The sequence below is a fragment of the Pseudomonas sp. PDM13 genome (assembly GCF_025685765.1).
GTDB classification, from domain to species: domain Bacteria; phylum Pseudomonadota; class Gammaproteobacteria; order Pseudomonadales; family Pseudomonadaceae; genus Metapseudomonas; species Metapseudomonas solani.
Map to the genome: position 1 here is coordinate 56,033 of NZ_JAOTQU010000003.1, position 24,666 is coordinate 80,698.

Genomic DNA, 24,666 nt, shown 5'->3' on the forward strand with positions numbered 1-24,666 from the left:
TGTATCCCATGGCAACGCTTTTCGATCCCATCAAGATCGGCGAACTGGAACTCGCCAACCGCATCATCATGGCCCCGCTGACCCGCTGCCGCGCCGACGAAGGCCGCGTGCCCAACGCGCTGATGGCCGAGTACTACACCCAGCGCGCCTCCGCCGGCCTGATCATCAGCGAGGCCACCTCCGTGACCCCGCTGGGCGTCGGCTACCCCGACACCCCCGGCATCTGGAGCGACGAGCAGGTCAAGGGCTGGAGCAACATCACCAAGGCCGTGCACGCCAACGGCGGCAAGATCGTCCTGCAGCTGTGGCACGTGGGCCGCATCTCCGACCCCAGCTACCTGGACGGCGAAACCCCGGTGGCGCCGAGCGCCATCGCCGCCAAGGGCCACGTCAGCCTGCTGCGCCCGCTGCGTGACTACCCGGTGCCCCGCGCCCTGGAAACCGAAGAGATCGGCGACATCATCGAGGCCTACCGCGTGGGCGCCGAGAACGCCCAGGCCGCCGGTTTCGACGGCGTGGAACTGCATGCCGCCAACGGCTACCTGATCGACCAGTTCCTGCAGGACAGCACCAACAAGCGCAGCGACATCTACGGCGGCTCCCTGGAGAACCGCGCACGCCTGCTGCTGCAGGTGACCGACGAGCTGATCAAGGTCTGGGGCGCCGGCCGCGTGGGCGTGCACCTGGCACCGCGCGCCGACTCCCATGACATGGGCGACTCCAACCGCGCCGAGACCTTCGGCTACGTGGCCCGCGAACTGGGCAAGCGTGGCGTGGCCTTCATCTGCGCCCGCGAGAAGGTCGCCGACGACAGCCTGACCCCGAGCCTGAAGGAAGCCTTCGGCGGCGTGTTCATCGCCAACGAACGCTTCACCAAGGAGCAGGCCAACGCCTGGCTGGCGGAAGGCAAGGCCGACGCCGTGGCCTTCGGCATCCCCTTCATCGCCAACCCCGACCTGCCGGCCCGCCTGGAGCAGGACGCCCCGCTGAACGAACCGCACCCGGAAACCTTCTACGCCAAGGGCCCGGTCGGCTACATCGACTACCCGCGCCTGTAAGCGGCAACGCTGGCGATAAAGCAAAGCCCCGGCCCATAAAGCCGGGGCTTTTTCGTGGCTGTGGATAAGAGCGGGCGAATGAATTCGCCCCTACAGGTGCAAATCCGTAGGGCGGGTGCAACCCGCGAGAATCGTGCGCCGCAAACGTCGGGTTGCACCCGACCTACAGGCCCCACAAACCCATGCGGGGCGACGTAGGGTGGGCCGGGCGGCGTTCCGCTTCAGCCCACCAGCAAACGCCGGGGTGCATCCGGTCCACAGGGTGCTCCCGGCAGCATCGCTTGGTGGATGAAAAGAGCGTCATCCACCCACATCCCGGTCAGCCCAGAGGTTGAGCCAAACGCAAGCACCGCCGGCCAACACGAGCCGTAGGATGGCGTAGAGCGCAGCGAAACCCATCACCACCTTTGCCGGTGACAACGGAGCGCGATGGCAGAAAGAGCGGGCGAATGAATTCGCCCCAACAGGGTGCCCCCGGCGGCATCGCGATTCGCTTGGGCACAAAAAAGCCCCGGTCCTTGCGGAGCGGGGCTTTTCGCTACAGCGCGGATCAGCGGGCGTTGATCTGCTGCTGCAGGTTCTGCACCTGGCTTTGCAGGGTGCTGATGTTGCGGGTCATCTGCGCGCGGAAGGCGTCGAACTCGGCGGTGTTGCCGCCGGCGTTCTGCGCCGGAGCCGGGCGGTTGTCGAGTTCGCTGCGCAGCACCAGCAGGTCCTGCTCCAGGCTCTTGATCGCCTGGTTGGGGTTGCCCTGCTTCTTCAGGCTGTCGATCTCGGCGGTGAGGCTCTTGAGGCGCTCGTCGAGCTTGGCGGAATCACCCTGGGCGGCCTTGAGCTTGCCCTGTTCGTCGGCCAGGCCCTTGAGGCGGCCATCGAGCTGGCCGGCGGCGCCTTCCTGGGACTTGATGTCGGCGGCGAGCTGGTCGACACGCTTGCCCTGCCCGCTGATCTGGGTGTTGAGGCTCTGCTGCTGCTTGCCCATCTCGGCGACCTTGGCCTGCAGCTGCTTGAGTTCGAGCTTGAGGGATTCGCTGCCGGTGGTGACGTTGGATTCGGTGGCGACCACCTTGCCGCTGATGTCCTGGATGCGACCGGCGGCTTCCTCGCTGATGCGGGCGAAACTTTCCTGGGTGGCGACCAGTTGCTGCTCCATCAGGGAAATCTGCTGGAAGCTCCACCAGCCGAGGCCGCAGAAGGCGATCAGCAGCGCGCCGATCAGGGCCCACAACGGGCCGGTGCTGGGCACCTTGACCGCCGGTGCATGGCCGTGGCTGGCCCCACGGGCCGGCTGGGCAGGGTGAGCGTGGTGGGCATGGCCCTGCTGGCCGTACTCGTCGCGATCCCGGGCATCGGTAGTCAGGCTGGGAACATCGTCCAGTTCATCGAGAGCATCGTTACGCATGGTAGACCTTCGGAAGAGAGCGCTAAGGGCCGTGGCTGGCCACAAGTGCGCGAGTATACCGCTTCGTTGGGGCGGCATCAGCGTCGCGCCAAGCTGGTGCGAATCCGCACTGCCGCGGGGCGACGCACGGTCGATCGACCCGCTGCAGGCCCCAGGGTTCCTGGGGGCGTGAACTGGTACGCACTTTGCTATCACTGCAGTGAGGTGTCTTGGGGGCACCTCAGCCAGGCGGGTCCATGCAGTAGGGGCCCGACGCTCCGCCGGTCGGGGAAGACAGGGACGGAGCTCTCTTCTGATTCATGGGGGGATTACGCGTGGAACTGACCAAAGCCGTACTGGACTGCATGCAAACCCTGCGTCGGCAGATTCGCGACGAGCAGGCCCTGGATATCCGTCTCAGCCAGCCCGACGCCATCCAGTCGATGCTCAAGGCCTGCGCCGATTCCCGGCAGGCGAACATCATCAGCCTGGGCGAACGCCTCAGCGAACTCACCGGCATCCGCGTGCAGAAGGTGCTGAGCGAGGAAGAGCTGATCCGCAAGTACACCCAATACGCCGGCCCGCTGCGCGGCTGAGCCGCGCCTCAGGGCTGCTGGGCCTTCCACCAGGTGCAGAACTCGTCCAGTGCCGACCAGACGCTGGCCGTGGGCTCGTATTCCAGGTAGTGCCGCGCACGGCTGATGTCGAGGGAGAAGTCCCGCGCCATCACCGCCACGCCGAGGCGGAACAGCGAAGGCTCCGGGCGCCCGGGCAGCACCTTGCAGACCGTCTCGTTGAGGGTGGCCGCGCCATAGGCCAGGCCGAAGGGCATGTGCCGGGTCACCGGTGGCAGGTCGAGGCGGCGCAGCACGTAGTTGACCACGTCCCACAGCGGCACCGGCTGGCCGTTGCTGATGTTGTACACCTTGCCCAGCGCCGGGCCCGCCGCCAGCAGGCCGCTGAGCAGGACCTCGTTGAGGTTGTGCACGCTGGTGAAGTCCACCTTGTTCAGGCCGTTGCCGATGATCGCCAGGCGGCCCTTGCGCTGCATGGCGATGAGCCGCGGGAAGATGCTGGTGTCGCCGGCACCGGTGACGAAGCGCGGGCGGAAGGCGATCACTTCCAGGCCGAATTCCTCGGCGGCGAAGACCTTCTGCTCGGCCAGGTACTTGGTGGCGCCGTAATGATCGGAGAAGCGCTTGGGCACCTGCTCCTCGCGGATGCCCACATGGGAGCGGCCATCGAAGTAGATGGAGGGTGAGGACAGGTGCACCAGGCGGCGCACCTTCTGCTTGAGGCAGGCTTCGACGATGTTCTCGGTGACCTCGACATTGGCCTGGTAGAAGTGCTGGTAGCTGCCCCAGACGCCCACCGCGCCGGCGCAATGCACCACGGCCTCGACATCGCGGCAGAGCTCGCGGGCCAGGTCGGGGTCGGCCAGGTCGCCCTGGACGAACTCGGCACCACGCTTGACCAGGTGCTCCACGGCTTCCGGGCGCCGGCCGTTGATGCGCACCGACATGCCCTGCTCCAGCGCGAAGCGGGCGAAGCGCCCACCGATGAAGCCGCTCGCCCCGGTTACTAGAATCTTCATTGCCTATCCCCTGTTCTCGTTATGCCTGCGACTCTAGCAGCGTGCGCCGGATGGTGCCGTGGCGTCGCGAGCCAGCCGCCCGACCTTGAAAGCCAAGACGCCCAACCTTGGTCCGGCATCACCTCGCGCGGACCCGGCTAGTCTTGTCGGCCACAACAACGAGGGAGATGCGGCATGGGCGATACAGCCTGGATGATCTACGGCGCCAATGGCTACACCGGCCAGTTGGTGGCCGCCGAAGCGGTGCGTCAGGGCCTGACGCCCATACTGGCCGGGCGCAACGCGAAGGAGGTGCAGCGCATCGCCGACGAGCTGTCGCTGCCCGCCCGCCCCTTCGACCTGGCCGACCCGGCGGCGAGCCGCGCGGCACTGGCCGGGGTCAGCGTGGTGGCCCACTGCGCCGGCCCCTTCTCCGCCACCAGTGCGCCGATGATCGAAGCCTGCCTGGCCAGCGGCTGTCACTACGTGGACATCACCGGCGAGATCGCCGTGTTCGAACAGGCCCGCGCCTATGACCTGCTGGCCCGCAAGGCCGGCCGGGTGATCTGCCCCGGCGTTGGCTTCGACGTGATTCCCACCGATTGCGTGGCCGCCTGCCTGAAGCACGCGCTGCCGGATGCCAGCCACCTGGCCCTGGGCTTCGATACCGGCAGCGGCCTGTCGCCGGGCACCGCCAAGACTTCGGTGGAGGGCCTGCGCCTTGGCGGCCAGGTGCGCCGCGATGGCGAACGGGTGGGCGTGCCCCTGGGCTACCGCCAGCGCCGCATCGATTTCGGCCGTGGCGCGAAGAACGCCGTAACCATCCCCTGGGGCGATGTCGCCACCGCCTACTACTCCACCGGCATCCCCAACATCGAGGTGTACCTGCCGGCGCCACCGGCGGCGGCCCTGGGCATGCGCCTGATCCATCCCCTGCGCGGTCTGCTGGGCGGGGCGGCGGCGCAGAAATGGCTCAAGGCCCAGGTGGACAAGCGCGTGCGCGGCCCCGACCAGACAACCCGCGAGCGGCTGCGCACCTGGGTCTGGGGCGAAGCGCGCAACGCCGCCGGCGAGGTGCGCACTGCTCACCTGGAGACTGCCAACGGCTACGAGGTGACCGTCCACGGCGTGCTGCTCGCGGTGAATCACCTGTTGGCCCATGACGGCCCCGGCGGCTACGGCACGCCGTCGCGGCTGTTCGGCGAGCGCTGCGTGGAGCGGCTGCCGGGCAGCGGGGCGATCCGTATCGCCTGATTCAGTCCTGCACCAGCCAGCGGTCAGCGGCACGGGCCAGATGCTCGGTGAGCTGGCCGAGCAGCTCACCGCCATGGCGCCAGTGGTGCCAGTAGAGCGGCACGTCGATGGGGCGGTCGGGGATCAGCTCCAGCAACTCGCCCCGCGCCAGTTGGCCCTGGACCTGATGCTCGGGCACCAGGCCCCAGCCGAGGCCGCCTTCGGTGAGGCGCACGAAGCCCTCGGACGAGGGGCAAAGGTGATGGGGGAAGCTGCCAGCGATCCCCAGGGACTCCATATAGCGGTGCTGCAGCAAGTCGTCCGGGCCGTAGACGATGGAGGGCGAGCGGGCCAGCGCCGCCGGCGTCACGCCACCGGCGAAATGCCGGGCGATGAAGGCCGGGCTGGCCAGGGCGCGGTAGCGCATGGCGCCCAGGGGGATGCTGCGGGCTCCGGCCACCGGGCGCTCGGCGCCGCACACGCAGCCCGCCACCTCGCCGGCGCGCATGCGCTTAAGGCCCACGTCCTGGTCTTCCACCACCAAATCCATCAACACGTCGTGGCGCGAACAGAAGTCGCCCACCGCCCGCGCCCACCAGGTGGCCAGGGTGTCGGCGTTAAGGGCGATGCGCAGCCGCTCACGGGGGCCGCCTTCGTCCAGGGCCGGCACCTGGGACTGCAGGTCGCGCTCCAGCAGGCGCACCTGCTGCACATGGTTGAGCAGGCGGGTGCCGACATCCGTGGGCGTGGGCGGCGCGGCGCGCACCAGCACCGGCTGGCCGACCCGCGCCTCCAGCAGCTTGATGCGCTGGGACACCGCCGATTGCGACAGGCCGAGCACCTGCGCCGCACGCTCGAAACCGCCCTGCTCCACCACTGCCGCGAGGGCGGCCAGCAACTTGTAGTCGAACAAATCGATTTTCCTAATAGGGGATCAGCATGATTTGTTTTTCTTATACACGCCTGCCCCCCAGACTCGCCACATCTCCCCTCCGCACAGGACCGCCCCCATGGCTGGCGAAACCTCCCTCGCGCTGCTGATCCGCAGCATGTCCCCCGAACTGAACCCGGGCGACTACGTGTTCTGCACCCTGGCCGACGCCACCGCGCTGCAGGGGTGCGAAACCCTGGGCAGCTTCCGCGAGCGCGAGGGGCTGACCGTCATCCTGCGCCGCGAGGACGCCGACCGCCTGGCCCTGGCTTACGACTACGTAGCCGCCTGGATCACCCTGGAGGTGCATTCCTCCCTGGCGGCTGTGGGCCTTACCGCAGCCTTCGCCGGCGCCCTGGCCCAGGCGAACATCAGTTGCAACGTCATCGCTGGCTACTACCACGACCACCTGTTCGTTGCCCGCGACGACGCCGAGCGCGCCCTCTCCACACTGCGCGCCCTGGCCGCCAGCGCCGGGGAGGCCTGAGCCATGTGGCAGAGCTACCTCAACGGGATGCTGGTGGCGGCGGGGCTGATCATCGCCATCGGCGCGCAGAACGCCTTCGTCCTGGCCCAGAGCCTGCGCCGCGAGCACCACCTGCCGGTGGCCGCGCTCTGCGTGCTGTGCGACGCGGTGCTGGTGTGCGCCGGGGTCTTCGGCCTGGCCACGCTGCTGGCGCAGAACCCGACGCTGCTGGCCATTGCCCGCTGGGGCGGCATCGTCTTCCTCAGCTGGTACGGGGCCAAGGCCCTGCTTCGGGCGCTGCGCCCGCAGACGCTGGACCAGGCCGCGAACACCGGCCCGCGCTCGCGCAAGGCGGTGCTGCTGGCGGCCCTGGCGGTGACCCTGCTCAACCCCCACGTGTACCTGGACACGGTGCTGCTGATCGGCTCCCTCGGCGCTCAGCAACCGGTGCCCGGGGCCTACGCCCTGGGCGCTGCGAGCGCATCGCTGATCTGGTTCTTCGCCCTGGCGATCGGCGCCGCCTGGTTGGCGCCCTGGCTGGCGCGCCCGGCCACCTGGCGCCTTCTGGACCTGGCCGTGGCAGTGATGATGTTCGCCATGGCGGCACAATTGCTGAACGGCCTCTGAGCAACCCTTGTCGAACCCTTCAGGCACGGTTCAAAGGCCCTGGCGCCGGGATTTCCACACGTTTGCTGCGTGGTTATGCCGCAGGGCCGATGCTATGATCCGGGCTTCGCGGCGAAAGAAGAGTACAAACTCGCAGCCGCCTACCGGCCGCCCGTGAACGGCCTCGCGCCTTGCGCACAAATCCAGACCTGATGAAGGAGATAGACATGGCTTTTGAATTGCCGCCGCTGCCGTACGAGAAGAACGCCCTCGAGCCGCACATTTCCGCCGAGACCCTGGAATTCCACCACGACAAGCACCACAACACCTACGTCGTGAACCTGAACAACCTGGTTCCGGGCACCGAATTCGAAGGCAAGAGCCTGGAAGAGATCGTCAAGACCTCTTCGGGCGGCATCTTCAACAACGCAGCCCAGGTGTGGAACCACACCTTCTACTGGAACTGCCTGAGCCCCAACGGCGGTGGCCAGCCCACCGGCGCCCTGGCTGACGCCATCAACGCGGCCTTCGGTTCCTTCGACAAGTTCAAGGAAGAGTTCAGCAAGACCTCCATCGGCACCTTCGGCTCCGGCTGGGGCTGGCTGGTGAAGAAGGCCGACGGCTCCCTGGCCCTGGCCAGCACCATCGGTGCCGGCTGCCCGCTGACCAGCGGCGACACCCCGCTGCTGACCTGCGACGTCTGGGAACACGCCTACTACATCGACTACCGCAACCTGCGTCCGAAGTACGTCGAGGCGTTCTGGAACCTGGTCAACTGGGACTTCGTAGCCAAGAACTACGCTGCCTGAGATCCGCTCCAGCTCCACGGAAAGACCCGGCCCTAGCGCTGGGTCTTTTCATTTGCGCAGACGAAATGAACACCCGCCGGAGCGAAGCTTGCAGGGCTCCTGCCGGCAGACGACGAACGGCTGGAGACCCCGGGAGACGCCGTCCGCCGGATCGCCGGGGCATTCGCCCAGGCTGTGCCAGAATGAAATCCGTCGAACGGCATTAAAGCGGGGAGCCAGCGCACCGACACAGTGCGGGATGGGACAAGGTTCGTCCGAAGAATGTGCCGGCCTGGAACCGGACAAGGTGAAAATCCGCGCATTTGCGTAATGGCCCTTTGACGGCTATCTCGTGTTTGCCAATACTCAAGCGGTCTGACGCCTACCGGCATCGAACAAGGAATCCCTACTTGAAGCTGGATCTCAAACACAGCTTGTCACTGAAGTTGCTCCGCGTGGTGCTGATGTCCGCGCTGGTAGTCGGTGTAGTGCTGAGCTGCGCGCAGATTGTGTTCGACGTCTACAAGACACGGCAGGCGGTGGCCAACGATGCCCACCGCATTCTCGGCATGTTCCGCGATCCCTCGACCCAGGCCGTCTACAGCCTCGATCGGGAGATGGGCATGCAGGTGATCGAGGGCCTGTTCCAGCACGAGTCGGTCCGCTTCGCCGCCATCGGCCACCCCAACGAGCCCATGCTCGCCGAGAAGTCGCGCCCGCTGATGGAGCTGCCGACCCGCTGGCTCACCGATGCCATCCTCGGCAAGGAACAGAACTTCACCACCCAGCTGGTGGGCCGCGGCCCGTACAGCGAGTACTACGGCGACCTCAACATCACCCTGGACACCGCGCCCTATGGCGAGGACTTCGTCATCAGCTCGGTGATCATCTTCGTCTCCGGGGTGCTGCGCGCCCTGGCCATGGGCCTGGTGCTCTACTCGGTCTACCACTGGCTGCTGACCAAGCCGCTGTCGAAGATCATCGAGCACCTCACCAACATCAATCCCGACCGCCCCAGCGAGCACAAGCTGCCCATGCTCAAGGGCAACGAGAAGAACGAACTGGGGTTGTGGATAAACACCGCCAACGAGCTGCTGGCCTCCATCGAGCGCAATACCCACCTGCGCCGGGAGGCGGAGAACAGCCTGCTGCGCATGGCCCAGTACGACTTCCTCACCGGGCTGCCCAACCGCCAGCAACTGCAGCAGCAGCTGGACCAGATCCTCGATGACGCCGGCCGCCTGCAGCGCCGCGTCGCCGTGCTCTGCGTCGGCCTGGACGACTTCAAGGGCGTCAACGAGCAGTTCAGCTACCAGACCGGCGACCAGTTGCTGATCGCCCTCGCCGACCGCCTGCGTGGCCACAGCGGCCGCCTCGGCGCCCTGGCCCGCCTGGGTGGCGACCAGTTCGCCCTGGTCCAGGCCGATATCGAACAACCCTACGAAGCGGCCGAACTGGCCCAGAGCGTGCTCGACGACCTCGAGGCGCCCTTCGCCCTGGAACAGCAGGAAGTGCGCCTGCGCGCCACCATCGGCATCACCCTGTTCCCGGAAGACGGCGACAGCACCGAGAAGCTGCTGCAGAAAGCCGAACAGACCATGACCCTGGCCAAGAGCCGTTCGCGCAACCGCTACCAGTTCTACATCGCCAGCGTGGACAGCGAGATGCGCCGGCGCCGCGAGCTGGAGAAGGATCTGCGCGAAGCCCTCAACCGCAACGAACTGCACCTGGTCTACCAGCCCCAGGTCGACTATCGCGATCACCGTGTGGTGGGCGTCGAGGCGCTGCTGCGCTGGCAGCACCCGCAGCACGGTTTCGTGCCGCCGGACCTGTTCATCCCCCTGGCCGAGCAGAACGGCATGATCATCCCCATCGGCGAATGGGTGCTGGACCAGGCCTGCCGCCAGCTGCGCGAATGGCATGACCAGGGCTTCAGCGAACTGCGCATGGCCATCAACCTGTCCACCGTGCAACTGCACCACGCCGAGCTGCCACGGGTGGTGAACAACCTGCTGCAGGTCTACCGCCTGCCGCCGCGCAGCCTGGAAGTGGAAGTCACCGAGACCGGCCTGATGGAGGACATCTCCACCGCCGCCCAGCACCTGCTGAGCCTGCGCCGCTCCGGCGCGCTGATCGCGATCGACGACTTCGGGACCGGCTACTCGTCCCTGAGCTACCTGAAGAGCCTGCCGCTGGACAAGATCAAGATCGACAAGAGCTTCGTCCAGGACGTGCTCGAGGACGAGGACGACGCCACCATCGTGCGCGCCATCATCCAGCTCGCCCGCAGCCTGGGCATGCAGGTGATCGCCGAGGGCGTGGAAACCCAGGAGCAGGAGGCGTACATCATTTCCCAGGGCTGCAACGAGGGGCAGGGCTACCTCTACAGCAAACCCCTCCCGGCCCGCGAACTCACCGGCTACCTCAAGCAGGCCCGCCGCCTGACCAACGCCGCCTCCAACCCCGCGACACTCTGAACCCGGACACGAAAAAGCCCGCCTTTATGGCGGGCTTTTTCTTGGTTGTCGTACGAGTCCTTGCGAGTCCGTGTGTGCCCTTCCCGGGCTGAAGCCCGGGCTAAGGAACTCGTAGGTTGGCGCCGAGCGCAGCGAGGCCCAACGCAGAGGCGCCAGGCATCACACCAGCCCCGTCACCTGCAGCAGGTACACGGTGGCCACCGCGCCGATGATGCACACGGCAGCGCCACCCAGGGCCTGCCAGTAGAAGGAGCGCGCGAGCACGTCCTCACCATGGCTGGAGAGCAGGAAGGGTCGCGATTCACCCGGTTTGCCCAGGTGGTTCACCGCGGGCGCGGCGCTGGTGGAACGGTGACGGTCCTCGGCTTCCAACTGGGCGGCGAGGCGCACGCGGTTCCACTCGGCCTCATCCAACTGGCCATCGCCGTTGCTGTCGAAGCGCCGTAGCAGGCCGCTGAAGTCGCTCTTCCATTCACGGATCACCGCGCCCTGGGCCGCCGTGCCGTCGAAGCCCTGGTGGCCGGCGCCGGCGGTGCGGAAATCACCGATGGCATAGAGCGGGCCGCCGAGGTGCAGGCGCTCCTCGGTGTAACGGTATTCACGGCCGCCCAGCAGCATGCCGAGGAAACCGGGCTGCGCCTCGACATTGCGCGGGTGGCGCTGGTTGCCCTTCCACACCTCGCGGGTGGAGGGGCGCACTTCGGCGCCGCGCGGGTCGATCAGGCAATCGCCGGTGCCATCGCCCAGCTGCAGCCACTGGTCGCTGGTACCGCTCTCGATCACCCGCCAGCTCTTGTTCTTGCCGCTCTCCTGGTACTCCTCGATACGGAAGCGCCACCACAGGCAAGGCTTGCCGGTGAGCGGCGCCTGCAGCTGGCCAAGGGTGGACTCCTGGAGGACACCATAGAGCTCGACGTAACCCTGGGCGGCGGAGCGGATCTTCGAGGTCGGCGTGTCCAGCAGGAAGCGCGCCTCGGACAGGCGCTTGAGGCACCACCAGCCGCCGCCGAAGAAGGCGCCGAGGCTGAAGGCCAGGCTCATCGCGAGCCCGGCGGCATCACCACTGACCATCAGTTGAACAGCGACTTGAGGTCGACGTCGGCCTTCTCGGCCTCGCTGAACACCAGCAGCTCGGCGGGCTTGAAGCCGAACATGCGGGCCAGCAGCACATCGGGGAACTGCTCGATGCGTACGTTGTTGAGGTTGACCGCTTCGTTGTACAGCTCGCGCCGGTCGGCGATGCCGTTCTCCAGGCCGCTGATGCGCTGCTGGAGGAACTGGAAGCTTTCGTTGGCCTTCAGCTGCGGGTAGTTCTCCGCCAGGGCGAACAGCTGGCCGAGGCCGGCACGCAGGCCGCTCTCGGCCTGGCCCAGGGCACCGACGTCGCCACGCTCGCGGGCACTGGCCACGGCGTTGCGCGCGGCGATGACGTTTTCCAGGGTGGTGCGCTCGTGCTGCATGTACTGCTTGCAGGTCTCCACCAGCTTGGGCAGCTCGTCATGGCGCTGCTTGAGCAGCACCTCGATGTTCGACCAGGCCTTGGTCACGCCGTGCTTGAGGCGCACCAGGGCGTTATAGAGGGTCACCGCGTAGGCGGCAATCAACAGGGCGGCGACGATCAGGGCGACACTGGTCAGGGACATGCGAGCAACTCCTTGGCTTCGGTGGAACATGACTGCTGGCATTCTAACGTCAGCACGGCTGGCGCATAGAGACGGCGGGCACATCCCGCATCCGGGTGCATCGCATCGGGCCTTTTCAAAAATGCAAATCTTTCGCATTATGTTGCGGTTTTCTTTCTGGCGCACTTGCGCCGCCCCACCACACGCAAAGGAATTCGCCATGAGTCGTATGCCCCTGGCTACTGCCAGCCTGCTTGCCATTGCCATCACTCTCGCCGGTTGCGGCGACGACAAGGACAAGGCCGCCGCACCGCAAGCCGCCGCTCCAGCAGCCGCCAGCAGCACTCCTGCCGCGACCGTAGCGAAAGTCGACGAAGCCGCCGCCAAGGCCGTGGTCAACCACTACGCCGACCTGGCCCTGGCCGTGTTCAGCGATGCCCACAGCACCGCCGTGAACCTGCAGAAAGCCGTCGACGCCTTCATCGCCAAGCCCGGCGACGACACCCTGAAAGCCGCCCGCGAAGCCTGGCTGGCCGCGCGCACCCCGTACATGCAGAGCGAAGTCTTCCGCTTCGGCAACGCCGTTGTCGACGATTGGGAAGGCGGCCTCAACGCCTGGCCGCTGGACGAAGGCCTGATCGACTACGTCGCCAAGGACTACCAGCACGCGCTGGGCAACCCGGGCGCCACCGCCAACATCATCGCCAACAAGGAAATCCAGGTCGGCGAAGACAAGATCGACGTCACCGAGATCACCGGTGAGAAGCTCTCCAGCCTGAACGAGCTGGGCGGTTCCGAAGCCAACGTCGCCACCGGCTACCACGCCATCGAATTCCTCCTCTGGGGCCAGGACCTGAACGGCACCGGCCCGGGCGCCGGCAACCGCCCGGCCACCGACTACGCCCAGGGCAAGGACTGCACCGGCGGCAACTGCGACCGCCGCGCCGCCTACCTGAAAGCCGCCACCGACCTGCTGGTGAGCGACCTGGAATACATGGTCGGCCAGTGGAAAGCCGGCGTTGCCGACAACTACCGCGCCAAGCTGGAAGCCGAACCGGCCGAATCCGGCCTGCGCAAGATGCTCTTCGGCATGGGTAGCCTGTCCCTGGGCGAACTGGCCGGCGAGCGCATGAAGGTCGCGCTGGAAGCCAACTCCCCTGAAGACGAGCACGACTGCTTCAGCGACAACACCCACAACTCGCACTTCTACAACGGCAAGGGCATCCGCAACGTCTACCTGGGCGAGTACAAGAAGGTCGACGGCACCACCCTGACCGGCCCGAGCCTGTCGTCCCTGGTCGCCAAGACCGACGCCGCGACCGACGCCACCCTGAAGGCCGACCTGGAAGCCACCGAAGCCAAGCTGCAGGTCCTGGTGGACAGCGCCAACAAGGGCGTGCACTTCGACCAGCTGATCGCTCCGGACAACGCCGAAGGCAACCAGATCGTCCGGGACGCCATCGCCGCCCTGGTCAAGCAGACCGGTGCCATCGAGCAAGCCGCTGGCAAGCTGGGCATCAGCGACCTGAAACCGGACAACGCCGATCACGAATTCTGATCGACCCGGTAACAAGCGAAGCGGATGCGGCGCAACGCCGCATCCGCTTTTTTGTGGGCGCTCGCCAGCCCGTATAAGAGCACCGCACCACCGCTCCCCATGCGGGCTTCGGCTTCTTCCCTGGCCTTTTTGACGCACCCGCCCCAGCAGCGGATCGCCCTCGTGGGCAAACGCAAATCCCTCTTATTTAATGATCCTTCGCCTGCTAACATTGCCCGCCTGTTTTCAGCCGACCGGACCCCGCCAATGCCCGCTTCATCGGCCTTTCGCCGCGCATTTCCCCTGCTGCTAGTACTTGGCCTGGGCGCTTGCGACGACGCGCCACGCTTCACCCAGGCAGAGCCGGGTGAGCACCTTTCCGGCGGCGCCACCACGGTCGACCAGAGTGACCGCAACGCCTTCTCGCTGCCCTCGGCCAACCTGCCGCCGAGCCGGCGCCTGGACTTCAGCGTCGGCAACAGCTTCTTCCGCAATCCCTGGGTGATCGCGCCCTCCTCCACCACCGCCCGTGATGGCCTGGGCCCGCTGTTCAACACCAACGCCTGCCAGAACTGCCACATCAAGGACGGCCGCGGCCATCCGCCCGAGCCGGGCGCGATCAATGCCGTGTCCATGCTGGTGCGCCTGTCCATCCCGGCCGAAGCCAAGGCCGAGCACCAGCGCACCCTGGAGCGCCTGGGCGTGGTGCCCGAACCGGTGTACGGCGGCCAGTTGCAGGACGTCGCCATCCCCGGCGTCGCTCCGGAAGGCAAGGTGCGCATGAGCTATGAGACGGTGCCGGTGACCCTCGCCGACGGCACCCGCGTGGAGCTGCAGAAGCCGACCCTGGAAATCACCCAGCTCGGCTACGGCCCCATGCACCCGCAGACCATGTTCTCCGCCCGCGTCGCCCCGCCGATGATCGGCCTGGGCCTGCTGGAGGCCATTCCCGAATCCGCCATCCTCGCCAACGTGGGCGCCTCCAGGGACAAGCCCGCCGGCATCGTCGGCCGCGCCAACCAGGTCTGGGATGACGCCGCCGGCAAGACCGTGCTCGGCCGCTTCGGCTGGAAGGCCGGCCAACCCAGCCTCAACCAGCAGAACGCCCACGCCTTCTCCGGCGACATGGGCCTGACCACCAGCCTGCTGCCCCGCGACGACTGCATGCCCGCCCAGGTCGACTGCCTGGCCGCGGTCAACGGTGGCGTGCCCGAGGTCAGCGACAACATCCTGCGCCTGGTGCTGTTCTACGCCCGCAACCTCGCCGTGCCCGCGCGGCGCCAGGTGAACGACCCGCTGGTGCTCGACGGCAAGGGCCTGTTCCACCAGGCCGGCTGCCAGGGCTGCCATGTACCGAGCTTCACCACCGGCAGCGATGCCGCCGAGCCGGAGCTGGCCAACCAGGTGATCCGCCCCTACAGCGACCTGCTGCTGCACGACATGGGCGAGGGACTGGCCGACGGCCGTCCCGAGTTCCAGGCCAGCGGCCGCGACTGGCGCACCGCGCCCCTCTGGGGCATCGGCCTGACCGAAGCGGTCAATGGCCACACCCGTTTCCTCCACGATGGGCGCGCCCGCAACCTGCTCGAGGCCATCCTCTGGCACGGCGGCGAGGCCGAGACGGCGAAACAGATCGTCATGCGCTATGACGCTGGACAGCGAGCCGCGCTGCTGGCATTCCTGAATTCCCTTTAAGGAGCCCTGCATGTTCAGACCCAAACTGCTCTTCACCAGCCTCGCTGCCCTGGCCCTCGGCGCCTGCGCCCCGCAGGACCCGCAAGCCCAGGCCACCGCTGCGCTGGCCAAGCAGGTGATCCTGCCCACCTACAGCCGCTGGGTGGAAGCCGACCGCGCCCTGGCCGCCAGCGCCCTGGCGTTCTGCTCCGGCAAGGAAGACCTGGACAAGGCCCGCGCCGATTTCCTCGTGGCACAGAAAGCCTGGGCCGAGCTGCAGCCGCTGATGGTCGGCCCGATAGCCGAAGGCAACCGCGCCTGGCAGGTGCAGTTCTGGCCGGACAAGAAGAACCTGGTGGGTCGCCAGGTCGAGCAGTTGGTCAAGGCCAAGCCCGACATCGACGCCGCCGGCCTGGCCAAGTCCAGCGTCGTGGTGCAGGGCCTCTCCGCCTACGAATACATCCTCTTCGACAGCAACCTGGACATGGCCGACCAGGAGCAGAAGGCCCGCTACTGCCCGCTGCTGGAAGCCATCGGCCAGCGCCAGCAGAGCCTCGCCGAGGAAATCCTCGCTTCCTGGAACAGCAAGGACGGCATGCTCGAGCAACTGAGCAAGTTCCCCAACCAGCGCTACGCGGACTCCCACGAGGCCGTCTCCGAGCTGCTGCGGGTCCAGGTCACCGCCCTGGACACCCTGAAGAAGAAGCTCGGCACGCCCATGGGCCGCCAGACCAAGAGCCAGCCGCAGCCGTACCAGGCCGATGGCTGGCGCAGCGACACCTCCCTGGCCAGTCTGGGCGCCAGCCTGCTCAGCGCCGAGCAGCTGTGGCAGGGCGCCGACGGCAAGGGCATTCGCAGCCTGCTGGGCGATGACCAGAAGGCCCTGGCGGAGAAGATCGACGCCGCCTACGCCGACGCCCGCGCCAAGCTCGAAGCCCTGGACCCGCCGCTGAGCAAACTGCTGCAGAGCCCGGAAGGCCTGAAGCAGCTCAACGTCTTCTACGACAGCCTCGACGTGGTGCACCGCCTGCACTCCAACGAGCTGGCCCGCGTCCTCAACGTGCAACTCGGCTTCAACGCCAACGATGGTGACTGATATGTTCCGCCGCCAGGTACTCGCCCTCGGCAGCCTGCTGCTCGGCGCCGTAACGCTCGGCGGCTGGACCCTGAGCCGCAAGGGCCGCGACCCGCTGCTGCTCTCCGCCCGTGACGATGCCGACGGCGGCCACTATGCCGTCGGCTACCGGCTCGACGGCACCCAGGTGTTCGCCACCCGCGTGGCGCAGCGCTGCCACGACATCGTCGAGCACCCGAGCGAAGCGGTGGCCCTGTTCGTCGCCCGTCGCCCGGGCACCGAGAGCTACCTGATCGACCTCACCGACGGCAGCCTGCTGCAGACGGTGAAGTCCCTGCCCAACCGCCACTTCTATGGGCACGGCGTGTTTCACAAGAGCGGCGAGTGGCTGTACACCACCGACAACGACACCAGCGACCCGGGCCGCGGCCTGCTCGGCGTCTATGCCTACGCCGACCGCCGGCTGGTCCACCAGGGCGAGCTGTCCACCCATGGCCTGGGCCCGCACCAGGTGTCCTGGATGCCCGACGGAGAAACCTTCGTGGTCGCCAACGGCGGCATCCGCACCGAGGCCGAGAGCCGCGTGGAGATGAACCTCCACGCCATGGAGCCGAGCCTGGTGCTGATGCAGCGCGACGGCAGCCTGATCTCCCGCGAAACCCTGCCCCAGCAGATGAACAGCGTGCGCCACCTGGCCATCGCCGCCGACGGCACCATAGTCGCCGGCCAGCAGTACATGGGCGACGCCAACGACCACGCCGACCTGCTGGCGATCAAGCGCCCGGGCCAGCCCTTCCAGCCCTTCCCCCTGGCGGACGAGCAGCGCCTATCGATGACCCAGTACACCGCCAGCGTCGCCATCCACGACGAGCTGCGCCTGGTGGCCCTGACCGCTCCGCGCGGCAACCGCTTCTTCATCTGGGACCTGGACAGCGGCGCCGTGCGCCTGGACGCGCCCCTGCCCGACTGCGCCGGCGTCGGCGCGGTGAAGGATGGCTTCGTGGTCACCTCCGGCCAGGGCCGCTGCCGCTTCTACGACTGCCGCAAGACCGAGATAGCCGCCGCTCCGCTGCAACTGCCCGCCGGGCTCTGGGACAACCACCTGCACCTGGCCTGACCCCTGCACTTCGTCGCCGCGGCCTAAACGAACGGTCGCGGCGGCCGACCTATACTCCATCTGCAACCCATCCCTCCCACGTCCCCGAGGCGTAATCCCATGTCCCTGCAAACTTCCCTGCGAGGCCAGCTTCTCGCGTTGTTGGGCGGCAGCCTGCTGCTGATCCTGGTCATAGCCTTGACCTGCTTCAACTTTCTATCTGGAGGGATCCAGTCCTACCGCAACCTGGTAGGCGGCACGCTGGAGGCGTCGAGCCTCGTCGACGGCGCCAACGTCGAGTTCAAGGGCCAGGTGCAGGAATGGAAGAACGTCCTGCTGCGCGGCAAGGATTCGGCCGCCCTGTCCAAGTACTGGGGCCAGTTCGAGGACCAGGAGCGCAAGGTCCAGGACATCCTCGGCAAGCTGGTCAACGAGGCCCGCGAGCAGGGCGACTCCAGCCTGCAGAGCCAGGTGGAGCGCCTGCGCAACGAACACCAGAACCTGGGCGCGGCCTACCGCAAGGGCCGCGAGGCCTTCATCGCCGCCGGTGCCGACCCGGCAGCCGGCGACAAGGCCGTGCAGGGCATCGACCGCGCCGCCAGCGAGCAGATGACCGCCCTGGTCACCCAACTGCATGATCGCGGTACGAAGCAATCCGCCGAGATCAGCGCCAGCGCCGCGAACACCGTGACCACCGGCCTGGTGGTGATGCTGGTGTCCAGCGTGCTGGTGGGCCTGCTGGCGATCTGGCTGATCAACCGCCGTCTGATCGACCCGATCCGTGGGCTGATCGACCATATCGTCCGCCTCAGCCAGGGCAACTTCGGCGAACGCGTCGACACCAGCCGCCGCGACGAACTGGGGCGCCTGGCCAATTCGGCGAACGTCCTCCGCGATTTCCTCGCCGACACCTTCAACCGCCTCAAGCACAGCACCGCCGAGCTGGACAGCGCCAGCGGCGAGCTGAATGCCATCGCCACGCTGATGGCCGGCGGCACCCGCGAGCAGTTCTCGCGCACCGACCAGGTGGCCACGGCGATGCACGAGATGTCCGCCACCGCCCAGGAAGTGGCGCGCCACGCCGCCGACGCCGCCCGCGCCGCCGACGATGCCGACAGCTCCGCCCAGCAGGGCGAGCGGGTGATGCAGGCGACCATCCAGAGCATCACCGGCATGCGCGGCGAGATCGACTCCACGGCCGAGGTGATCCGCCGCCTGGAGAACGACAGCGGCCGCATCAGCAAGGTGCTGGAAGTGATCCGTGGCATCGCCGAGCAGACCAACCTGCTGGCGCTCAACGCCGCCATCGAAGCCGCTCGTGCGGGTGAGCAGGGCCGTGGTTTCGCCGTGGTCGCCGACGAGGTACGCACCCTCGCCCAGCGCACCGCTGAATCCACCGCCGAGATCCACCAGATCATCGACACGGTGCAGACCGGTGCGGTCAACGCGGTGCGCGCCATCGAGAACGGCCAGAACCGCAGCGAGCAGAGCGTCACCCAGGTCACCGAGGCCGGCGCCATGCTGCAGCGCATCACCGGTGCGGTGGAGGCCATCCGCGACATGAACCGGCAGATCGCCACGGCGGCCGAGGAGCAGACCTCGGTGGCCGAGGACATCTCGCGCAACCTCACCGAAATCACCGCCATCGCCGTGACCAACAACGAAAACGTGCAACGCACCGAGGCGGCCAGCACCCGCCTGCACGAGCTCTCCGGCGAGCTCAACGGGGTCACCCGCCGTTTCAGCGCCTGACGCGTCTCCCGGCACAGGGATGTGCCTTACCCGCCTAACCCGGTAGCACCTGCCGCCCCAACGGCACGACAGGGTTGCACCCCCACCCCGCCCGCTCCCCCGCCCCCCGGTTTTCCACAGCACTTTCCACCACGATCCGCCCCCCATTCCGGCATCCGCTTTCAGCCGAGTGAAATGAGGCGATCCGTGGCGATCTCCGGCGATCTGCAAGGCCCTGAATGGGCATCGTGCCAGCATGTAAACTTTTGCAATTCCGCGCCTTTGACTTGCCCCCGCCAGTGGTACTAAGGTGCACCCCTTGCCTATTCCCAGGCCTCAATCTGCCTTGCCAAGGAACCGGAATATGTTGCTCCGCCGCATGCTCATCATGCTCGGCGTGGTCATCCTCGTGGTGGCTGCGCTTGCCGTTTATAAAGTCTTCTCCATCAAACAGCAGATCGCCATGTTCACGGCGCCGAAACCGGCCATCAGCGTCTCGGCGGCCAAGGCCTTGGAGCAACCCTGGCAGGAGCGCCTGCCGGCCATCGGCTCGCTCAAGGCCTTCCAGGGCGTCGACCTGACCGTGGAAGTCGGTGGCACCGTGCAGGACGTGCTGTTCCTCTCCGGAGAGAAGGTCACCCTCGGCCAGCCGCTGATCCAGATGGACAGCGACGTGGAGAAGGCCAGCCTGGCCACCGCCGAAGCGACCCTGGCCCTGGCCCGCGTGGAGTTCGAGCGCGGCCGCAGCCTGGTGAACCGGCAGAACATCTCCAAGAGCGAGTTCGACCGCCTCTCCTCGGAGCTGCAGAAATCCACCGCCAGCGTTGCCCAGCTGAAAGCCATGCTGGCGAAGAAGCGCATCGTCGCGCCCTTCTCCGGCACCATCGGCATCCGCCAGGTGGACGTGGGTGACCTCCTCTCCTCGGGCACCACCATCGCCACCCTGCAGGACCTCGGCACCCTGTTCGTCGACTTCTACCTGCCCGAACAGGCGGTGCCCAAGCTCGCCATCGGCCAGCGTGTACGCATCAACGTGGCCGCCTACCCGGGCGAGTTCTTCGAAGGCACGGTCGCGGCGATCAACCCCAAGGTCGAGGACAGCACCCGCAACCTGCAGGTCCGCGCCATGCTGCAGAACCCCGACAACAAGCTGCTGCCGGGCATGTTCGCCAACCTCGAAGTGCTGCTGCCGGGCGATACCGCGCGCATCGTCGTGCCGGAAACCGCCATCACCTACACCCTCTACGGCAACTCGGTCTACGTGATCGACGCCAAGAAGGGCGAAGACGGCCAGGTGCAGAAGGACGACAAGGGCGAGCCGATGCTGGTGGTCGAGCGCCGCTTCGTCGAGACCGGCCCGCGCCGCGACGGCAAGGTCGTAGTGCTCAAGGGCCTGGCCAATGGCGAGCAGGTGGTGACCGCCGGCCAGTTGAAGCTGGACAACGGCTCCCATGTCGCCATCGCCGACGACCAGGCCCTGCAGCCGCAAACGGACAAACAAGCCAGCGCCGGGCAATAAGGCCCGGCGCCAAGGAATACCGATATGGCTTTTACAGATCCCTTCATCCGTCGCCCGGTACTGGCGACCGTGGTCAGCCTGCTGATCGTGCTGCTGGGCTTCCAGGCCTTCAGCAAGCTGGTGATCCGCCAGTACCCGCAGATGGAAAACGCCCTGATCACGGTGACCACCGCCTACCCCGGTGCCAACGCCGAGACCATCCAGGGCTACATCACCCAGCCCCTGCAGCAGAGCCTGGCCAGTGCCGAAGGCATCGACTACATGACGTCGTCGAGCCAGCAGAACCTGTCGATCATCTCGATCTACGCGCGCATCGGCTCGAACTCCGACCGCCTCTTCACCGAACTGCTGGCCAAGGCCAACGAGGTGAAGAACCAGCTGCCGCAGGACGCCGAGGACCCGGTGCTGTCCAAGGAAGCGGCCGACGCTTCGGCGCTGATGTACATCAGCTTCTACAGCGACGAGCTGTCCAACCCGCAGATCACCGACTACCTGTCGCGGGTGATCCAGCCCAAGCTGGCCACCCTGCCGGGCATGGCGGAAGCGGAAATCCTCGGCAACCAGGTCTTCGCCATGCGCCTGTGGCTGGACCCGGTGCGGATGGCCGCCTACGGCGTCACCGCCGGCGACGTCAGCGATGCCGTGCGCAAGTACAACTTCCTCTCGGCCGCCGGCCAGGTGAAGGGCGAGTACGTGGTGACCAGCATCAACGCCACCACCGACCTCAAGTCCCCCGAAGCCTTCTCCGCCATCCCGGTGAAGACCCAGGGCGACAGCCGCGTGCTGGTGCGTGATATCGCCCGGGTCGAGATGGGCGCCGAGAACTACGACTCCATCAGCTCCTTCGATGGCATCCCCTCGGTCTATATCGGCATCAAGGGCACCCCCAGCGCCAACCCACTGGACGTGATCAAGCATGTGCGCGAGATCATGCCGGAGCTGGAATCCCAGCTGCCGCCGAACCTCAAGGTCTCCATCGCCTACGACGCCACGCGCTTCATCCAGGCGTCCATCGACGAGGTGGTGAAGACCCTGGGCGAGGCGGTGCTGATCGTCATCGTGGTCGTGTTCCTGTTCCTCGGCGCCTTCCGCTCGGTGCTGATCCCGGTGATCACCATCCCGCTGTCGATGATCGGCGTGCTGTTTTTCATGCAGCTGATGGGCTACTCGATCAACCTGCTGACGCTGCTGGCGATGGTGCTCGCCATCGGCCTGGTGGTGGACGACGCCATCGTGGTGGTGGAAAACATCCACCGGCATATCGAAGAGGGCAAGACCCCCTTCGATGCCGCCATCGAGGGCGCCCGCGAGATCGCCGTGCCGGTCATTTCCATGACCATCACCCTGGCGGCGGTGTATGCCCCCATCGGCTTCCTCGACGGCCTCACCGGTGCGCTGTTCCGCGAGTTCGCCCTGACCCTGGCGGGCGCGGTGATCATCTCCGGCGTGGTCGCCCTGACCCTGTCGCCGATGATGTGCTCCAAGCTGCTGCGCCACGAAGAGAACCCGAGCGGCCTGGCCCACAAGCTGGACATGATCTTCGAGCGCCTCAAGCGTCGCTACCAGAGCGCTCTGCACGGCACCCTCAACACCCGTCCGGTGGTGGTGGTATTCGCGGTCATCGTCATGGCGCTGATCCCGATCCTGCTGATGATGACCAAGAGCGAACTGGCCCCCGACGAGGACCAGGGCATCGTGTTCCTCATGGCCAAGGCGCCGCAGCCGACCAACCTGAGCTACCTGAACGCCTACACCGACGAGTTCGTGGACATCTTCAAATCGTTCCCCGAGTACTACTCGTCGTTCCAGATCAACGGCTTCGACGGAGTGCAGGCGGGTATCGGCGGCTTCCTGCTCAAGCCCTGGGATGAGCGCGAGCGCACCCAGATGGAGCTGCTGCAGGAAGTGCAGGGCAAGCTGGACCGCATCCCGGGCCTGCAGATCTTCGGCTTCAACCTGCCGTCGCTGCCAGGCACCGGTGAAGGCCTGCCCTTCCAGTTCGTGATCAACACCCCCAACGACTACGAGTCGCTGCTGCAGGTGACCGAGCGCATCAAGCAGCGTGCGGAAGCCTCGGGCAAGTTCGCCTTCCTCAACGTCGACCTGGCCTTCGACAAGCCGGAAGTGGTGGTGGATATCGACCGGGAGAAGGCCGCGCAGATGGGCGTCTCCATGGAAGACCTCGGCTCCACCCTGGCGCTGCTGCTGGGTGAAGGCGAGATCAACCGCTTCACCATCGACGGTCGCAGCTACAAGGTGATCGCCCAGGTGGAGCGCGCCTACCGCGACAACCCGGACTGGCTGAACAACTACTACGTGAAGAGTGAAAGCGGCGCCATGGTGCCCCTGTCCACGCTGATCTCGGTCCACGACACCGCCCGCCCGACCAAGCTCAAGCAGTTCCAGCAGCTGAACTCGGCGATCATCGAGGGCTTCCCGGTGGTGAGCATGGGTGATGCGGTGGAGACGGTGACGCAGATCGCCCGCGAGGAAGCCCCCCGTGGCTTCGCCTTCGACTACGCCGGCGCCTCGCGCCAGTACGTCCAGGAAGGCAGTGCGCTCTACGTGACCTTCGGCCTGGCCCTGGCGATCATCTTCCTGGTGCTGGCCGCGCAGTTCGAGAGCTTCCGCGATCCGCTGGTGATCCTGGTGACGGTGCCGCTGTCGATCTGCGGTGCGTTGATCCCGTTGTTCCTGGGCATCTCCAGCATGAACATCTACACCCAGGTGGGCCTGGTGACGCTGATCGGCCTGATCAGCAAGCACGGCATCCTGATCGTGGAGTTCGCCAACCAGCTGCGCCGCGACAAGGGCCTGAGCGCCAGGGAGGCGGTGGAAGAAGCCGCGTCCATCCGCCTGCGCCCGGTGCTGATGACCACCGCGGCGATGGTGTTCGGCATGGTGCCGCTGATCCTCGCCAGCGGCGCGGGTGCGGTGAGCCGCTTCGACATCGGCATGGTGATCGCCACCGGCATGTCCATCGGCACGCTGTTCACCCTGTTCGTGCTGCCCTGCGTCTACACCCTGCTGGCCAAGCCGGACCCACGGCCCGCCACCCAGCCGGTGGCAGAGCCCGCCACCAGTCATTGAGCCACGCTGAACGAAAAAGGCCCCGGAGATGCGGGGCCTTTTTTCATTCAAGGGCCGTCAAAGGCGATGCAGTGCCTGCACGCGGCTGCCGAAGGCGCGCTCGTAGGCGGCCAGCAGGCAGGCCCAGTCATCCTCGCGAATGGCCGAATGACGCTTGATCTGGCCGACGTCGTTGAAGGCCGCCCGGGCGTGGGCGAAGCGACGGCGGCTCTTTTCCAGGTCGAGCAGGGCGATCTCCACCGATGCAGGGTCGCTGCCTTCCCCAAGGCGGATGAACACATGCTTGGGATAGAGGCAGCCGTGCTGCCAGCCACCCCGGTGTAGCCGCGCCAGCACCTCGGCCACCTGTCCGAGCACCCGCTCGCGCTCCGCCAGGGTCTCGGGCCGCCCCTCCACCGAGGCGTACCAGCGTTCGAAGTCGGTGAAGCCGTCCAGCGCCTCGGTCACCAGCAGTGCCTGCCAGCCGGCTTCGCCGCCGCGCCGGGCGCCACAGAAGACCAGCCGTGGCACCTTCACGCCGAGGCGCTCAAACGCGCGGATGGCATCCCGTTCACGGAGCACCGTCGGGCGCCCGAAGGGGTGCAGCAGGCTGCGATAGAGGTGGCCGCACTGGCGCTTGCAATACAGCAGGACGCCGTCATCCCGGCGCACCCGTTCCACCCCGCTTTCGCCCCCCCGCCTCAGGTTCGGCGCCTCGACCCACTCGCCACGCCAGTCCCAGAAGTGTTCGAACTGGTGGTCCATGTCGCTTGCAAACGCCATCACACCTGCCGCCATCGGTCGCTCCTTCGTTATCGCCTGGTAGGTTC

20 protein-coding genes and 1 pseudogene are annotated in these 24,666 nt (G+C 66.9%); 15 read left to right on the forward strand and 6 right to left on the reverse strand.

Going from position 1 to position 24,666, the window contains the following annotated elements; genetic code table 11:
- Nucleotides 1-8: 8 nt before the first annotated feature.
- Nucleotides 9-1,058 carry an alkene reductase gene (locus OEJ36_RS04055; RefSeq protein WP_043241198.1) on the forward strand — a complete coding sequence of 350 codons (1,050 nt, stop codon included), beginning with the start codon at nucleotides 9-11 and terminating at the stop codon, nucleotides 1,056-1,058.
- 550 nt (nucleotides 1,059-1,608) lie between these two features.
- Here the strand turns inward: OEJ36_RS04055 and OEJ36_RS04060 are convergent.
- On the reverse strand, nucleotides 1,609-2,460 hold the full coding sequence (locus OEJ36_RS04060; RefSeq protein ID WP_263400481.1) for an ATPase: 852 nt from the start codon (nucleotides 2,458-2,460) through the stop codon (nucleotides 1,609-1,611).
- A 314-nt stretch (nucleotides 2,461-2,774) separates the two neighbouring features.
- On the opposite strand from OEJ36_RS04060, the gene OEJ36_RS04065 reads away from it, so the two are divergent.
- The gene (locus OEJ36_RS04065) at nucleotides 2,775-3,035 is read left to right on the forward strand and encodes a hypothetical protein (protein ID WP_021217930.1); all 261 of its coding nucleotides are present in this window, start codon (nucleotides 2,775-2,777) and stop codon (nucleotides 3,033-3,035) included.
- Between the two features lie 8 nt (nucleotides 3,036-3,043).
- Here the strand turns inward: OEJ36_RS04065 and OEJ36_RS04070 are convergent, their stop codons facing one another.
- Nucleotides 3,044-4,033, reverse strand: a complete 990-nt coding sequence (locus tag OEJ36_RS04070; protein WP_263400482.1) for an NAD-dependent epimerase/dehydratase family protein — start codon at nucleotides 4,031-4,033, stop codon at nucleotides 3,044-3,046.
- Between the two features lie 174 nt (nucleotides 4,034-4,207).
- Between OEJ36_RS04070 and OEJ36_RS04075 the strand changes: the two genes are divergently transcribed.
- Nucleotides 4,208-5,266: a saccharopine dehydrogenase family protein gene (locus OEJ36_RS04075; protein WP_263400483.1), complete on the forward strand. Its 1,059-nt coding sequence runs from the start codon at nucleotides 4,208-4,210 to the stop codon at nucleotides 5,264-5,266.
- A 1-nt stretch (nucleotide 5,267) separates the two neighbouring features.
- Here OEJ36_RS04075 and OEJ36_RS04080 read toward each other — a convergent pair whose 3' ends face one another.
- Nucleotides 5,268-6,164, reverse strand: a complete 897-nt coding sequence (locus tag OEJ36_RS04080; RefSeq protein WP_162164710.1) for a LysR family transcriptional regulator ArgP — start codon at nucleotides 6,162-6,164, stop codon at nucleotides 5,268-5,270.
- 91 nt (nucleotides 6,165-6,255) lie between these two features.
- Here OEJ36_RS04080 and OEJ36_RS04085 point away from each other — a divergent pair, with 91 nt between their 5' ends.
- From OEJ36_RS04085 to OEJ36_RS04100, 4 genes are all read left to right on the forward strand, one after another.
- Nucleotides 6,256-6,663, forward strand: coding sequence for an ACT domain-containing protein (locus OEJ36_RS04085; protein WP_043241214.1), 408 nt, complete (start codon nucleotides 6,256-6,258; stop codon nucleotides 6,661-6,663).
- 3 nt (nucleotides 6,664-6,666) lie between these two features.
- Nucleotides 6,667-7,269, forward strand: a complete 603-nt coding sequence (locus OEJ36_RS04090; protein ID WP_263400484.1) for a LysE/ArgO family amino acid transporter — start codon at nucleotides 6,667-6,669, stop codon at nucleotides 7,267-7,269.
- A gap of 206 nt (nucleotides 7,270-7,475) precedes the next feature.
- A complete protein-coding gene (gene sodB, locus OEJ36_RS04095; protein ID WP_111263062.1) occupies nucleotides 7,476-8,057 on the forward strand; it encodes a superoxide dismutase [Fe] in 582 nt (193 codons plus the stop codon).
- A gap of 389 nt (nucleotides 8,058-8,446) precedes the next feature.
- Nucleotides 8,447-10,513 (forward strand): putative bifunctional diguanylate cyclase/phosphodiesterase, encoded by a 2,067-nt coding sequence (locus tag OEJ36_RS04100; protein ID WP_263400485.1) that lies wholly within the window; start codon nucleotides 8,447-8,449, stop codon nucleotides 10,511-10,513.
- A gap of 159 nt (nucleotides 10,514-10,672) precedes the next feature.
- Here the strand turns inward: OEJ36_RS04100 and OEJ36_RS04105 are convergent, their stop codons facing one another.
- Both OEJ36_RS04105 and OEJ36_RS04110 read right to left on the reverse strand, forming a co-directional pair.
- Nucleotides 10,673-11,584, reverse strand: coding sequence for an E3 ubiquitin ligase family protein (locus OEJ36_RS04105; RefSeq protein ID WP_263400486.1), 912 nt, complete (start codon nucleotides 11,582-11,584; stop codon nucleotides 10,673-10,675).
- Nucleotides 11,584-12,156: a LemA family protein gene (locus OEJ36_RS04110; protein WP_263400487.1), complete on the reverse strand. Its 573-nt coding sequence runs from the start codon at nucleotides 12,154-12,156 to the stop codon at nucleotides 11,584-11,586. Before OEJ36_RS04110 ends, OEJ36_RS04105 begins: the two co-directional genes overlap by 1 nt.
- Before the next feature lie 199 nt (nucleotides 12,157-12,355).
- On the opposite strand from OEJ36_RS04110, the gene OEJ36_RS04115 reads away from it, so the two are divergent.
- The 8 genes and pseudogenes from OEJ36_RS04115 to OEJ36_RS04145 all read left to right on the forward strand — a co-directional run bounded on the left by OEJ36_RS04115 (nucleotide 12,356) and on the right by OEJ36_RS04145 (nucleotide 23,857).
- Nucleotides 12,356-13,693 (forward strand): imelysin family protein, encoded by a 1,338-nt coding sequence (locus OEJ36_RS04115; RefSeq protein WP_263400488.1) that lies wholly within the window; start codon nucleotides 12,356-12,358, stop codon nucleotides 13,691-13,693.
- A 246-nt stretch (nucleotides 13,694-13,939) separates the two neighbouring features.
- The gene (locus OEJ36_RS04120) at nucleotides 13,940-15,367 is read left to right on the forward strand and encodes a di-heme oxidoredictase family protein (RefSeq protein ID WP_263400489.1); all 1,428 of its coding nucleotides are present in this window, start codon (nucleotides 13,940-13,942) and stop codon (nucleotides 15,365-15,367) included.
- Between the two features lie 10 nt (nucleotides 15,368-15,377).
- Complete coding sequence (locus OEJ36_RS04125) at nucleotides 15,378-16,442, forward strand: imelysin family protein (RefSeq protein WP_263400490.1); 1,065 nt, start codon at nucleotides 15,378-15,380, stop codon at nucleotides 16,440-16,442.
- A gap of 1 nt (nucleotide 16,443) precedes the next feature.
- Nucleotides 16,444-17,538: a DUF1513 domain-containing protein gene (locus OEJ36_RS04130; protein WP_263400491.1), complete on the forward strand. Its 1,095-nt coding sequence runs from the start codon at nucleotides 16,444-16,446 to the stop codon at nucleotides 17,536-17,538.
- A gap of 687 nt (nucleotides 17,539-18,225) precedes the next feature.
- A pseudogene (locus OEJ36_RS30550) lies at nucleotides 18,226-18,336 on the forward strand (hypothetical protein); the annotation flags it as partial.
- Between the two features lie 228 nt (nucleotides 18,337-18,564).
- Entirely contained in the window at nucleotides 18,565-19,269 is a 705-nt protein-coding gene (locus OEJ36_RS30555) for a methyl-accepting chemotaxis protein (RefSeq protein WP_411860967.1), read from the forward strand.
- A 343-nt stretch (nucleotides 19,270-19,612) separates the two neighbouring features.
- Nucleotides 19,613-20,767, forward strand: coding sequence for an efflux RND transporter periplasmic adaptor subunit (locus OEJ36_RS04140; protein WP_263400493.1), 1,155 nt, complete (start codon nucleotides 19,613-19,615; stop codon nucleotides 20,765-20,767).
- A 24-nt stretch (nucleotides 20,768-20,791) separates the two neighbouring features.
- Nucleotides 20,792-23,857 (forward strand): multidrug efflux RND transporter permease subunit, encoded by a 3,066-nt coding sequence (locus tag OEJ36_RS04145; RefSeq protein ID WP_263400494.1) that lies wholly within the window; start codon nucleotides 20,792-20,794, stop codon nucleotides 23,855-23,857.
- Nucleotides 23,858-23,914: 57 nt separating this feature from the next.
- Here the strand turns inward: OEJ36_RS04145 and OEJ36_RS04150 are convergent, their stop codons facing one another.
- On the reverse strand, nucleotides 23,915-24,619 hold the full coding sequence (locus OEJ36_RS04150; RefSeq protein WP_263400495.1) for a lipopolysaccharide kinase InaA family protein: 705 nt from the start codon (nucleotides 24,617-24,619) through the stop codon (nucleotides 23,915-23,917).
- Nucleotides 24,620-24,666 lie beyond the last annotated feature (47 nt).

Bases quoted from the DNA above. Each gene is read 5' to 3' on its own strand.
- OEJ36_RS04055 (WP_043241198.1), top strand. From the start codon at position 9: ATGGCAACGCTTTTCGATCCCATCAAGATCGGCGAACTGGAACTCGCC.
- OEJ36_RS04060 (WP_263400481.1), bottom strand. From the start codon at position 2,460: ATGCGTAACGATGCTCTCGATGAACTGGACGATGTTCCCAGCCTGACT.
- OEJ36_RS04140 (WP_263400493.1), top strand. From the start codon at position 19,613: ATGTTGCTCCGCCGCATGCTCATCATGCTCGGCGTGGTCATCCTCGTG.
- OEJ36_RS04115 (WP_263400488.1), top strand. From the start codon at position 12,356: ATGAGTCGTATGCCCCTGGCTACTGCCAGCCTGCTTGCCATTGCCATC.
- OEJ36_RS04075 (WP_263400483.1), top strand. From the start codon at position 4,208: ATGGGCGATACAGCCTGGATGATCTACGGCGCCAATGGCTACACCGGC.
- OEJ36_RS04150 (WP_263400495.1), bottom strand. From the start codon at position 24,619: ATGGCGTTTGCAAGCGACATGGACCACCAGTTCGAACACTTCTGGGAC.
- OEJ36_RS04110 (WP_263400487.1), bottom strand. From the start codon at position 12,156: ATGTCCCTGACCAGTGTCGCCCTGATCGTCGCCGCCCTGTTGATTGCC.
- OEJ36_RS04090 (WP_263400484.1), top strand. From the start codon at position 6,667: ATGTGGCAGAGCTACCTCAACGGGATGCTGGTGGCGGCGGGGCTGATC.
- OEJ36_RS30555 (WP_411860967.1), top strand. From the start codon at position 18,565: ATGTCCGCCACCGCCCAGGAAGTGGCGCGCCACGCCGCCGACGCCGCC.
- OEJ36_RS04070 (WP_263400482.1), bottom strand. From the start codon at position 4,033: ATGAAGATTCTAGTAACCGGGGCGAGCGGCTTCATCGGTGGGCGCTTC.
- OEJ36_RS04085 (WP_043241214.1), top strand. From the start codon at position 6,256: ATGGCTGGCGAAACCTCCCTCGCGCTGCTGATCCGCAGCATGTCCCCC.
- OEJ36_RS04120 (WP_263400489.1), top strand. From the start codon at position 13,940: ATGCCCGCTTCATCGGCCTTTCGCCGCGCATTTCCCCTGCTGCTAGTA.
- OEJ36_RS04125 (WP_263400490.1), top strand. From the start codon at position 15,378: ATGTTCAGACCCAAACTGCTCTTCACCAGCCTCGCTGCCCTGGCCCTC.
- OEJ36_RS04105 (WP_263400486.1), bottom strand. From the start codon at position 11,584: ATGGTCAGTGGTGATGCCGCCGGGCTCGCGATGAGCCTGGCCTTCAGC.
- OEJ36_RS04130 (WP_263400491.1), top strand. From the start codon at position 16,444: ATGTTCCGCCGCCAGGTACTCGCCCTCGGCAGCCTGCTGCTCGGCGCC.
- sodB (WP_111263062.1), top strand. From the start codon at position 7,476: ATGGCTTTTGAATTGCCGCCGCTGCCGTACGAGAAGAACGCCCTCGAG.
- OEJ36_RS04145 (WP_263400494.1), top strand. From the start codon at position 20,792: ATGGCTTTTACAGATCCCTTCATCCGTCGCCCGGTACTGGCGACCGTG.